Raw genomic sequence first — 12,560 nt, 5'->3', positions numbered from 1 at the left:
TGAAAAGGATACAGAATCGATAAAGCAGCCAACTGATAGCAACCAAGCTTTGAAACATTGCCTGATATATTCACGTAGTACACAAAAGAACAGGGTCATATTCTGCAGATCAAAAAAAAATAAATTGCAGAATCAGGAAGAGAAATGCTTGAGTAAACTGGGTTTTGAAAAAAAGGGGGTAACAGAGAACGATGTTGGACGCTATATTCGTCACGATGCAGGTCATTCTGGCACTGCTAGCCGTGTACCAATTCACGTTTTCGCTGTTCGGTCTGATTAAGAAAAAGAAAAAGAAACATTATCCGGCGACAAAATCATTCGCTGTACTCGTCGCAGCACACAATGAGGAACAAGTCATTGGTGCCTTGATGGAGAACTTGAAACAACTTGATTATCCGGAAGATCTGTACGATGTGTTTGTCATCTGTGACAACTGTACGGATGGAACGGCTCAAATTGTCAGAGAGCATGGATTAAACGCCTGTGTACGTACCAATGCCGATTTAAGAGGTAAAGGGTACGCCATCGAATGGATGCTTAAGTACCTGTGGAAATTGCCACGTCAGTATGACGCAGTTGTTATGTTTGACGCGGATAACCTGGTTGACCGTAACTTCTTGCTTGAGATGAATGATGACTTGAACAATGGTTCACGTGTTATCCAAGGATACATTGATACGAAAAATCCGGAGGATTCCTGGATTACTGCAGCTTACGGTGTTTCTTACTGGTACATCAACCGTCTGTGGCAGTTGTCTCGTCATAACTTGAATATGGCGAATTTCCTCGGAGGAACCGGAATGTGCTTTGAGACCAACCTGTTGAAGGAAATTGGTTGGGGTGCAACAAGTCTGGTTGAGGATCTGGAGTTTACGATGCGCAGTGTGCAACGTAATGTGTATCCTGTTTTCAACTATGACGCCAAAGTATTTGATGAGAAGCCATTAACATTCAAAGCTTCAGCGAGACAACGTCTGCGCTGGATGCAAGGTCACTTTACAGTTGCGCGTAGATACTTCTTCCCGCTGCTCTGGCAGTCCATTAAGGAAAGAAGCCTGGTGAAATTTGACCTTGCTATCTATGGAGCCAATGTCTATGTGGTGTTGCTTACGTTCCTGATGACGGCTGTGATGTGGGTAGACATGGCTATATTCAGTGGTCCGCACATTGCTAATATTTATGGATACTTCCCGTTATGGGTTGGGTTCGTGGCTATTGGTTTGAACATTCTGACGTTCCTGTTGTCCATGGCGCTGGAGAAGGTTACCTTTGCCAAAGTTTATCTATATCTGATTTTGTTCCCGATCTACCTGCTGTCTTGGTACCCGATTACGTTCTACGCTTTCTTTACGCAGAACAACAAACAGTGGAGCCACACTCAACATACACGTGTTGTACGGTTGGATGAGGTGCAAAGCAAACAAGGGTAAGGAACATGCATGCGATATTTTGTTGACATCTGATATCACAAATGTGTAATTCACGAAAAAAAGTTGTGAAGAATGTTGACAATGTATTTCATGGGTGATATAGTATTCAAGTGCCTTAAAGCGAATAGCAATGGAATCACAAGCAGAAGTCCGACTTCTCACCTGATCAACAAACATGTTGGCTGGTCAACGATCCCAATAATTTATGAAGTGTATACTCATGAAGAATTGTGTTGATTACAGGGATGTCGGTAGCTTGACCGGCATCCCTTTTATTTTTGTTTAACTGGATATTCAAAATGACCTGGAGGTGGACGATTATTAGTAAAGATCACATGATTAATGATGAGATTCGGGCGAAGGAAGTACGCCTTGTCGGAGCTGAAGGAGAACAAATTGGGATTACGCCCATTCGCGAAGCACTGCAAATGGCGATTGACCTGAATTTGGATCTGGTCAATGTGGCACCACAGGCTAAACCGCCGGTGTGTCGTATTATGGACTATGGCAAATTCCGCTATGAGCAACAAAAGAAAGATAAAGAAGCCCGTAAGAACCAGAAAATTGTTGATATTAAAGAAGTATGGTTCCGTTCCAATATTGAGGAGCACGATTATCAAACGAAGCTTCGTAATGTAGTTAAGTTTTTGAACGAAGGCGACAAAGTGAAATGTTCTGTTCGTTATCGCGGACGTGAAATTGCACATGCCGCGATTGGTCAACGGATTTTGGAGCGCGTTAAGGTAGAAGTTGCAGAACTTTGTACTGTTGAACGTCAACCGAAATTGGAAGGCCGCAGTATGATCATGATCTTGGCTCCTAAAGCCTGATAACATTGGAGGAGGAAACACAAAATGCCTAAAATGAAAACACACAGCAGTTTGAAAGGACGCTTCAAAATTACCGGTTCCGGTAAGGTCCTTCGTTACAAAGCTCACAAAAACCACTTGCTTTCCCACAAATCCAAACGTGCTAAGCGCGTTCTGAACGGTAACCCAGTTATGGCTGCCGGGGATGTTAGACGTTTGAAACAAGGCTTGGCTAACTTGAAAGGCTAATTCTAATTAGTACATTCCGTATGGGGGATCGGCTACGGCCGTACACATACCACGGATACATTTATATTTATTTGGGAGGTTCTTTAATATGGCAAGAGTAAAAGGCGGTTTTGTAGTACGTCGTCGTCATAAAAAGGTTTTGAAACTGGCAAGAGGTTATTTCGGTTCCAAACACCGTATTTTTAAAACAGCTAACGAGCAAGTAATGAAATCCCTGGTATACGCATACCGTGACCGTCGCAACACGAAACGTAACTTCCGCAGACTGTGGATCGTTCGTATCAATGCTGCAGCACGTATGAATGGTTTGTCTTACAACAAACTGATCCATGGTTTGAAACTTGCTGGAGTAGACATGAACCGCAAAATGTTGGCTGATCTGGCCGTTAACGACATCAATGCGTTCAACTCTTTGGCTACTGTAGCTAAAGGCAAAATCAACGCTTAAATTGTATGATACAAGCCGCCGTACCTATATGGCGGCTTTTTTACGGCTTGTAAGAAATTCGAAGAGGAATCTCTGGATGAGTAGAGCGAATAGGCTGCAGTCTGGAAGGGAACAATGAAACCAGATAACTGGTGAATAACGGTCCATGGGAATACATAAAATACGAACGGTGAAATAATACAAATAAAAACAGGTAAAACCCACTCATCACTAAAGTTCGCGATATGTTTTTGTTATATAACATCACATCGTTGTAACGTTAGTGTGTTAAAACGCTAAATTATTAAGCGTTTTCAATAAAAAAAGAACAAAAATATGTGATATTTGGTGATGAAACATCTGGATTTTAACACTGGTTGATTGTATAATCACCTCTAGTAGGCTAGTCCTAGATTTTTCTCTCCATGTCATATTGTTCGGTTTTTCGACAGATGATAGGATGCTTCAAGGGTGAGAATGCGCTTTTAATGTCGAAGAAACCATACATTCTGCATAAAAGTCATTCCTGCTATCTGTTAACCGTTCAATTGTAGGCTGGATTGGAATGAGGGATATATCATTAAGGGGGAAAAAGAGAAATGAAAAAGATGCTCAGCTTGTCTTTGGTAATGTTGCTGGCGGTATCGGTTATGCTCGCAGGTTGCGGTAGCAAACCGAAAGAAGAAACAAATGCCGGAGGAGATACAGGTGGCACATCTACTGAAGCGAAATCCGATCTCAAAATCGGTATGGTTACTGACGTAGGTGGAGTTAATGACAAATCCTTTAACCAATCCGCTTGGGAAGCTTTGCAAGCGACTGAAACAGAAACAGGTACTGCTGTTAAATACCTGCAAAGTAAATCCGATGAAGAGTACATTCCTAACCTGAACGAATTCGTTAAAGGCGGATATGATCTGACTTGGGGTATCGGTTTCCAATTGGCTGATGCAATCAAAACTGTAGCTGAGCAAAACCCTGATGCTAAACTCGCGATCATCGACAGTGTTGTTGATGCTCCTAACGTTAAATCCGTAACATTTGCTGAAGAAGAAGGATCTTATCTGGTTGGTGTTGTGGCTGGTCTGACAACTAAATCCAACAAAATTGGTTTTGTAGGCGGTATGGAAAGCCCACTGATCAAAAAGTTTGAAGTAGGATTCAGAGAAGGCGTTAAAGCAGTTAACCCTGATGCTCAATTCATTTCTAACTACACAGGTGCATTTGATAAACCTGACTTGGGTAAAGCAGCAGCAGCAACACTTTACAATGAAGGCGTAGATATTATCTTCCACGCTTCTGGCGCAACAGGTAATGGTGTGTTTAACGAAGCAAGTGCTCGTAAGAAGCAAGGTCAAGATGTATGGGTTATCGGTGTAGACAAAGACCAATCTCTTGAGTTTGGTGATGAGATCACTTTGACTTCCATGATCAAAAAAGTTGACGAAGCAGTTAAGCGCGTTAACAAAGAAGTAGTTGATGGTACATTCGCTGGCGGTTCCGAGAACCTGACTTTGAAAGAAAACGGCGTAGGTATTGCTGATACCTCTACTGCCAATGTATCTGCTGATACACTTGCTAAAGTAGAAGAGTACAAAGAAAAAATCATCAGCGGCGAAATCAAAGTTCCTACAGAGTAATTTTGATCTAAGTTGCAAATGAATAATCATTGGGGCCGGTCTTGACCGGCCTTATGATTGCAAGAACAGGAACATTTGATCAAGTCATCATAACAATTGTACAAGGTCACTGTGCACCAACGCTCCGGTAGGAGCTTTTCTTAAGATAATGGAATTGAGTTGTTCTTAATGAGCTGAACCATTCGATTATCGCAAGAAAAACTTCAGCTAAGCGCGGTCTGTCTTCTTTGAAAGTACGTCGATAGACGTTTTTTTTTACGTTTGCGGAACCACACTATATCAGTTATAAGGGTGATTACATGGGTGCAGCAACCCCCGTCGTTGAGTTAAAACAAATTACGAAGCGTTTCCCAGGCATTGTTGCCAACGACGCCATCAGCCTTCAGCTTCGTAAGGGCGAGATCCATGCGCTACTGGGCGAAAACGGCGCTGGTAAGTCAACGTTGATGAATATTGTATTTGGTCTCTATCAGCCAGATGAAGGTTCCATTGAAGTGAATGGCAAGCCTGTCATCATCGACAGCCCTAACCGAGCGATCGATCTTGGCATAGGCATGGTGCATCAGCATTTTAAACTTGTACAGCCGTTCACGGTAACAGAGAACATTATTTTGGGATCTGAACCAACGAAGGGTCTCAATATTAACTATAAAAAAGCAGCCGCTGAAGTTCAGCGTCTTTCCGAACAGTATGGACTGAAGGTGAATCCTCATGCCAAAATTCATGATATTTCTGTCGGAATGCAGCAACGTGTAGAGATTGTTAAAACGTTGTATCGCGGTGCAGACATTCTGATATTTGACGAGCCTACAGCCGTATTGACTCCTCAAGAGATCAAAGAACTGATGATTATCATGAAGAAGCTTGTAGCTGAAGGAAAGTCCATTATTTTGATCACGCACAAACTGAAAGAAATCATGGAAATCTCCGATACGGTAACGATTATCCGTCGGGGTAAAGTAATTGATTCGGTTAAAACATCGGAAACCAATCCGAATGAGCTGGCAGAGAAAATGGTGGGGCGGAATGTCACATTCAAAGTGGACAAAAAACCGGCTACACCTGGAGCCAATGTGCTCGAAGTCAGTAAATTAACGGCCAAGAATAAAGAAGGTATTTCGGTTCTGAACCAACTTAACCTGAACGTACGTGCAGGAGAGATTGTTGGAATCGCAGGCGTGGATGGTAACGGCCAAAGTGAACTGATTGAAGCTCTTACCGGACTTCGTAAAGTAGAGAGCGGTTCGATTCTTTTGGAAGGCAAGGAGCTGTCCAATCATTCTCCGCGCCATATCTCGGAGTCGGGTGTAGCCCACATTCCGGAAGATCGCCATAAACACGGACTTGTACTTGATTTTTCAGTGAGCGAAAATATCGTTCTGGAATCGTATTATAAAGCACCATACACCCGTAAAGGGTTCCTTAACTTCGATGCCATCAAACAGCAGGCGAAGCGGCTTGTTGAGGCATTTGACGTGCGTACACCAAGCATCGAGACCAAAGCTCGGTCCTTGTCCGGAGGAAACCAGCAAAAGGCCATTATCGCCCGTGAGGTAGATAAAAACCCTGAACTGCTTATCGCTGCGCAACCAACACGTGGTTTGGATGTAGGGGCTATTGAGTTCGTGCAAAAGCAACTGATTGCACAGCGCGACCAAGGGAAGGCTGTTCTGCTGATTTCATTTGAGCTTGATGAGATTATCAATGTATCTGACCGAATTGCAGTTATTTATGAAGGACAGATCGTTGGCGAGGTGCTGCCGGAAGAAACCAATGACAGGGAGCTCGGCTTGATGATGGCGGGCAGCACCCAAAAGAGAGGTACTGCGCATGAATAACGTATTGAAATGGTTTACCCGAGATTCATTTATTTTGCCTGTAGTAGCTATTATTATGGGTCTTATTCTCGGTGGAGTTGTCATGCTGATTGGTGGTTACAATCCAATTGAAGCCTATGGTGCATTGTTCACCAAGGTATTTGGCGACATGTACAACTTTGGTGAAGCAGTACGGGAAATGACGCCACTAATTATGACTGGACTAGCATTTGCATTTGCATCACGTGCAGGGTTGTTTAATATCGGGGGAGAAGGTCAATTTCTCGTTGGTATGACCGCTGCAACATTTGTTGGTGTTAAGTTTGCAGGTTTGCCGATCTACCTTCATGCGCCACTGGCTTTGATTGCCGGTGCATTGTTTGGTGGTCTGTGGGCCGCTATTGCTGGTTATCTGAAGGCGGCACGTGGGGTCAATGAAGTTATCAGTAGTATCATGTTGAACTGGATTGGTCTGTATCTGGCCAACCTTATCGTTCGCCAATTCTTGCTGTTGAAGGGCGAGAATCGTTCCGTGGATATCAGCGAATCGGCTTCGATTAGTTTGACATGGCTCTCTGAACTGATGGGCAATTCGCGTGTACACATGGGGACGTTGATTGCCATTGTGATGGCTGTGCTCTTTTATATCTATATGTGGAAAACAAAACAAGGTTATGAAATCCGCGCGGTAGGTTACAACCCTAATGCGGCTGAATATGCAGGTATGCATGTTAACCGGAATATCGTAAAAGCGATGTTTATCAGTGGTATGCTTGCCGGTCTTGGTGGTGCATTCCAGGTTCTTGGTGTGTTCCAATACCAAACCGTAATGTCGGGTTCACCGGGAACAGGCTTTGACGGAATTGCGGTTGCCCTGATTGGTTTGAATCATCCGTTTGGGGTGTTATTGGGGGCAGTGTTGTTTGGTACCCTCACGTACGGATCTGCAGGTATGAGTTTTGCTGCGGATGTTCCGCCTGAGATTATTCGGATTGTGATCGGTTCGATTATCTTCTTCATTGCGGCACAAGGCATCGTGCGCTGGATACTTAAACCGTTCTATTCGAAGCGTAAGAAAGAGAAGGTGTTGTAGATGGACTTGTTGACAATTGGGCAAATTATCAATACGACGCTTGTCTTTGCTACGGCATTGATTTTTGCATCACTCGGCGGAATTTTTTCGGAAAAATCAGGTGTAACCAACCTTGGACTTGAAGGTTTTATGGTCTTTGGTGCCTTTGCAGCTGGAATCGGGGCGCATTATGCTCAAGAATCGGGCATGGGCGGAACGACATCGGCCTGGATGGGAGTTTTGCTAGCGATTGTATTGGGCGTACTGGTATCTCTGATTCATGCCGTTGCGTCTATCACATTTAAGGCAGACCAGATTATCAGTGGTATCGTCATTAACTTTTTGGCAGCAGGAAGTACGTTGTACTTGGTTAAACTGTTGTTTGAAGGTTCTGGTGATTCACCGTTGGTTCAAGGCTTCAGCAAGTTTGATGTGCCATTGTTGAAAGACATTCCTTTGCTTGGAGAAGCCTTCTTTAAGAACGTATATCCAACAACATATTTGGCCATTCTGTTCGTATTCCTGACGTATTACATCATGTTCAAAACGCCATTTGGTCTGCGCCTTCGTTCTGTAGGTGAACATCCAAGTGCGGCTGATACGGTTGGTGTTAAAGTGCTTCGTTATCGCTATATTGGCGTTATGATCAGTGGTGCGCTTGCGGCTATTGGTGGAGCTGCGATTACGTTGACGACTACGGGTACATTCTCACACAATACGGTTTCCGGCCAAGGTTATATTGCCATTGCAGCTATGATTTTTGGTAAGTGGAATCCGATTGGTGCCTTTGGTGCGGCTGTCTTCTTTGGATTCTCACAAGCGATCCGAAACTATGTACAGTTGTTTGAATGGTCACAAAGTATTCCCCAGGAAATTATTTTCATGTTGCCTTATCTGCTTACCATCATCGTTCTCGTTGCAGCGGTTGGACGTTCTTCGGCTCCGTCTGCACTCGGTGAAGCATATGATCCGGGGAAAAGGTAACAACCTTTTCTATATCAGTTTAGCTATTCAGAGTTTTGATAAAGGGTCCGCCTTGTGCGGGCCTTTTTTGTTTTTTTGAGCGTCACCAAGCCACTTTTTCACGTTTAACTTGGTTCTCGTGCAGATACCCATATTTTCAGGTAGGGACAAAGAAACAGGCGAATTCAGTGATGGACGAATACACTGTTTTGAACGATCCGAGGAGGAGGGGAAAGTATGAAACAACAAGTTACGCGTGATGAAGCGATGAAATTAATAGGCAAAAATATTGTTGCAATCAAAAAAGACGGCACTCGGGTTACGGGAAAGCTGTTGAAAGTATCGGGCAACAAACTGGTACTCAAGCGTTTGAATGGCAAAAAAGTACGTACAAAAGCGATTCTGCCACTGGTATTGTTTGATCTGCTCGCTATTGCTACACTGCCTTATGCTTATGGAGGTGGTCCCGGCTTCGGTCCCGGATATGGACCTGGACCAAAACCAGGCCCTGGATATGGTCCAGGCTACGGACCGGGATATGGACCTGGAGGACCTGGTGGCGGATATGGACCTGGTCCTGGATTCGGCCCTTATGGTCCAGGTCCACGCCCACCAGGATTTTTCTAGGACATTCTATAATGTTTTTTCCAATTCGTAGCAGCGGCTTATCATGATATATCGAATCGCGCTGTATCCATTTTTTTGATAAAACTGAAGCCCTTTGGTATTGCCCTCATCCACCATCACTTTAGATCTTCGACAACCCCGAGATACCGCAAAGCTCTCTGCTTTGAGCAACAAAGTTTGCCCGTAACGTTTGCGTTGTTCTTTCGGACTAACGGCCATCATATCGACATAGAGCAATTCCCCATGCATGAGAAAATGGATGAATGCCACAGCAGCTTTATCTGGCTCCGGCGAGACAACAAAGGTCATGCCCCTGTTCATTCGCAGGGGTATTTCTTTGCGGATTTTATTAATTTCCTTTTCGCTCATATGGGATAAAGGAACAAGTTGAGTGTCAATCAGCTTCATGATGGCGCCATCATCCAGCTTGGATGTGCGTTGCCGAATCACCATGCGGAGCCTCCTTTCAGGACCAGTCGTGCTGCTCGTATATCCTATGCCCGAAGCAAGATAAAAGGTGACTGAATGAAGCGCTGGGATTAGGGCAACCTTATAGGCTGAAGAGGGAGGAAGGAAGGTTCTCTGAATTTTTATGCAAAACAGGTATTGACTTATCGGTTGGAGGAATCATATAATGTTCCTAACATTTAACGAGAATATTTCATCGGCTATGAAGAGGACGAAGTTTTAAGGGCTCTTTTGCTCAGAGAGTGGCTGGAATTGCTGAAACCACCACCATTATCCCTTATATACGAGCTCACCTCGGAGCTGTTTTCCTGAAAAGCACTGGATGTCACTCCTTTCGCGTATTAGGGAAAATCGTATGTCTGCGTTACAGACAACAGGTATGGGAAACGACTACGTTCGTTTGAGCTATTCGTTTTGTTGTACCTGGTAAGGTCCGTTATTGCGAAATTTCGGGCAAAGTTGGGTGGTACCACGGAAGCGATAACCTTTCGTCCCTCGCAAGCATGAACTGTTTGCAGGGGATGGAAGGTTTTTTTTGTAACTTTAAATGTCAGAATGGTGTAAATTCCGAGAGGAGGATGACTAATGGGAGCTCAAATTCCAGAAGTACGATCGACAGATGAATTACGTGAAAAATGGATGAAGCCGGAGGTCATTAGCGGTTCCGAAATTCTGCTGAGAAGCTTGTTGCTTGAAGGTGTGGATTGCGTATTTGGTTACCCGGGTGGCGCAGTGTTGTACATTTACGATGCAATGTATGGTTTCGAGGATTTCAAACACGTCTTAACCCGTCACGAACAAGGTGCAATTCATGCAGCTGACGGATATGCACGTGCAAGCGGCAAAGTTGGTGTTTGTATCGCTACCTCCGGGCCGGGAGCAACCAATCTGGTTACTGGAATAGCCACGGCATATATGGATTCTGTGCCGCTGGTTGTCATTACGGGAAATGTTAATTCCAGCCTGATCGGCTCGGATGCTTTCCAGGAAGCGGATATTACCGGGATTACAATGCCGATCACCAAACACAGCTATCTGGTAAAAGATGTTAAGGATTTGTCGAGTATCATTCATGAGGCATTCCATATTGCCAACACCGGCCGTAAAGGTCCTGTACTGATCGACATTCCGAAAGATGTCTCAGCCAACAAAACCTTGTTTGAACCGAGTACTGAACCTGTTACATTAAGAGGGTACAATCCACGGACAGTACCAAACAAACTGCAGGTTGACCGTTTGGCTCAGGCCATTCAGGAAGCAGAACGTCCAATGATTCTGGCCGGTGGCGGTGTGGTATACTCGGGAGGACATGAAGAACTGTTCGAGTTTGTTGAGAAGACAGGCATTCCGATTACGACAACCCTTCTGGGGCTTGGTGCATTCCCAAGTGGGCATGAACTATGGACAGGGATGCCAGGAATGCACGGAACATACACATCCAACCTGGCCATCCAACAGTCGGATCTGCTGATTAATATCGGCGCACGATTCGATGATCGGGTAACAGGTAAGTTGGACGGATTCGCTCCACATGCCAAAATCGTTCATATCGATATTGATCCGGCTGAGATTGGTAAAAACATTGCAACCGATATTCCAATCGTTGGTGATGTGAAGACCGTACTTGAAATAGCCAACAAAGAAGTTGGACGTGCAGAGCGTGCAGATGCATGGAGAGACCAGATCAAACAGTGGAAACAAGAGAAGCCATACAGCTATACGGATTCAGACGAAGTGCTGAAACCGCAGTGGGTTGTTGAAATGTTGAATGATACAACCAAAGGTGAAGCGATTGTGACTACGGATGTGGGACAACATCAGATGTGGGCGGCACAATATTACAAGTTTAATCAACCACGTTCATGGGTAACTTCGGGTGGTCTCGGAACGATGGGCTTTGGATTCCCTTCTGCAATTGGTGCTCAGATGGCCAATCCGGACAGACTCGTTATCTCCATTAACGGTGACGGCGGAATGCAGATGTGTTCCCAAGAACTCGCAATCTGTGCTATTAACAATATACCGGTAAAAATTGTGATCATTAACAATCAGGTACTTGGAATGGTTCGCCAATGGCAGGAACTCATCTATGAGAACCGTTACAGCCACATTGATCTGGCAGGAAGCCCGGATTTTGTAAAACTGGCTGAAGCATATGGCGTGAAAGGATTGCGTGCAACGAATAAAGAAGAAGCAGCGCGTGCTTGGCAGGAAGCTTTGGATACACCAGGACCAGTCGTTGTAGAATTCGTAGTACGCAAGGATGAAAATGTGTATCCAATGGTTCCGCAGGGAGCAACAATTGATCAAATGCTGATGGGGGATGCTGACGAATGATTAGACATACGATTTCAATATTGGTAAACGATCAGCCAGGCGTCCTTCAGCGTGTGTCAGGGTTGTTCGGTCGACGGGGATTTAACATTGAGAGTATTACCGTAGGTCAATCGGAAGAACCTGGACTCTCCCGGATGGTTATTGTCACCATTGGTGACGATAAAACGCTGGAGCAGATTGAGAAACAATTGTACAAAATCATCGATGTTATTAAAGTGGTTGATTTCAGCCTGAAACCGATGGTAGCCCGTGAACTTGCTTTGATTAAAGTGAAAGCAGAGCCTTCCGAGCGTCCTGAAATTCTGGGTGTGGTAGAAACATTCCGCGCATCCGTTGTAGATGTTGGTCCAGGCAGCCTGATTGTGCAGGTAGTCGGAGATACGGACAAAATTGATGCTATGATTGAATTGCTCAAGCCATATGGCATTCGCGAATTGTCCCGTACAGGCATAACTGCATTGGTACGCGGCAACGTATAAAGTTATAATGAATGAAAAGGGACGACGGTTAGCTAACATATACAGTTGATCTTATGTGAGTGTCAGTCCCTTAACAGTTGTAATTTAACATTTTAGTGATGTAACGCTTGAAAATATAGCTACATTCCCGCATTAATGGGCGGGTGTCTGAACGGATCGGATCAGACCAGAGATGCTTTTGACACTCCAAGCGAGGCGGTCCCTTGAGACACCCGCTCATTAATGAAGGGTTCTTTACAATA

General features: G+C 44.5%; 12 protein-coding genes. 11 read left to right on the top strand and 1 reads right to left on the bottom strand.

What is annotated here, in order from left to right:
- Positions 1–191: 191 nt before the first annotated feature.
- The 9 genes from PAEAM_RS27045 to PAEAM_RS32005 all read left to right on the top strand — a co-directional run bounded on the left by PAEAM_RS27045 (position 192) and on the right by PAEAM_RS32005 (position 9,034).
- The gene (locus tag PAEAM_RS27045; protein WP_036610177.1) at positions 192–1,430 is read left to right on the top strand and encodes a glycosyltransferase family 2 protein; all 1,239 of its coding nucleotides are present in this window, start codon (positions 192–194) and stop codon (positions 1,428–1,430) included.
- Positions 1,431–1,765: 335 nt separating this feature from the next.
- Complete coding sequence (gene infC / locus PAEAM_RS27040) at positions 1,766–2,260, top strand: translation initiation factor IF-3 (protein ID WP_017689666.1); 495 nt, start codon at positions 1,766–1,768, stop codon at positions 2,258–2,260.
- Positions 2,261–2,284: 24 nt separating this feature from the next.
- The gene (rpmI, locus tag PAEAM_RS27035) at positions 2,285–2,488 is read left to right on the top strand and encodes a 50S ribosomal protein L35 (RefSeq protein ID WP_017689665.1); all 204 of its coding nucleotides are present in this window, start codon (positions 2,285–2,287) and stop codon (positions 2,486–2,488) included.
- An 88-nt stretch (positions 2,489–2,576) separates the two neighbouring features.
- Positions 2,577–2,936 carry a 50S ribosomal protein L20 gene (gene rplT / locus PAEAM_RS27030; protein WP_017689664.1) on the top strand — a complete coding sequence of 120 codons (360 nt, stop codon included), beginning with the start codon at positions 2,577–2,579 and terminating at the stop codon, positions 2,934–2,936.
- 578 nt (positions 2,937–3,514) lie between these two features.
- A complete protein-coding gene (locus tag PAEAM_RS27025) occupies positions 3,515–4,555 on the top strand; it encodes a BMP family lipoprotein (RefSeq protein WP_076252456.1) in 1,041 nt (346 codons plus the stop codon).
- Between the two features lie 299 nt (positions 4,556–4,854).
- Entirely contained in the window at positions 4,855–6,393 is a 1,539-nt protein-coding gene (locus PAEAM_RS27020) for an ABC transporter ATP-binding protein (protein ID WP_036610171.1), read from the top strand.
- Positions 6,386–7,465 (top strand): ABC transporter permease, encoded by a 1,080-nt coding sequence (locus tag PAEAM_RS27015; RefSeq protein WP_036669750.1) that lies wholly within the window; start codon positions 6,386–6,388, stop codon positions 7,463–7,465. The genes PAEAM_RS27020 and PAEAM_RS27015 overlap by 8 nt, the downstream gene beginning before the upstream one ends.
- Positions 7,466–8,428 carry an ABC transporter permease gene (locus PAEAM_RS27010; RefSeq protein ID WP_047842245.1) on the top strand — a complete coding sequence of 321 codons (963 nt, stop codon included), beginning with the start codon at positions 7,466–7,468 and terminating at the stop codon, positions 8,426–8,428.
- A 216-nt stretch (positions 8,429–8,644) separates the two neighbouring features.
- Positions 8,645–9,034, top strand: coding sequence for a hypothetical protein (locus PAEAM_RS32005; RefSeq protein WP_047842246.1), 390 nt, complete (start codon positions 8,645–8,647; stop codon positions 9,032–9,034).
- A gap of 6 nt (positions 9,035–9,040) precedes the next feature.
- On the opposite strand, the gene PAEAM_RS27000 is transcribed toward PAEAM_RS32005, so the two are convergent.
- Positions 9,041–9,484: a GNAT family N-acetyltransferase gene (locus tag PAEAM_RS27000; RefSeq protein WP_036611020.1), complete on the bottom strand. Its 444-nt coding sequence runs from the start codon at positions 9,482–9,484 to the stop codon at positions 9,041–9,043.
- 603 nt (positions 9,485–10,087) lie between these two features.
- Between PAEAM_RS27000 and ilvB the strand changes: the two genes are divergently transcribed.
- Positions 10,088–11,839, top strand: coding sequence for a biosynthetic-type acetolactate synthase large subunit (gene ilvB, locus PAEAM_RS26995; protein ID WP_036610160.1), 1,752 nt, complete (start codon positions 10,088–10,090; stop codon positions 11,837–11,839).
- Positions 11,836–12,318 carry an acetolactate synthase small subunit gene (gene ilvN / locus PAEAM_RS26990; RefSeq protein ID WP_024628317.1) on the top strand — a complete coding sequence of 161 codons (483 nt, stop codon included), beginning with the start codon at positions 11,836–11,838 and terminating at the stop codon, positions 12,316–12,318. Before ilvB ends, ilvN begins: the two co-directional genes overlap by 4 nt.
- Positions 12,319–12,560: the final 242 nt, after the last annotated feature.

This window comes from Paenibacillus sp. GM1FR (assembly GCF_002803315.1).
Lineage (GTDB): Bacteria > Bacillota > Bacilli > Paenibacillales > Paenibacillaceae > Paenibacillus > Paenibacillus amylolyticus.
Note: the sequence above shows the minus strand (reverse complement) of the source record. Positions and strands in the feature narration are given on the sequence as shown.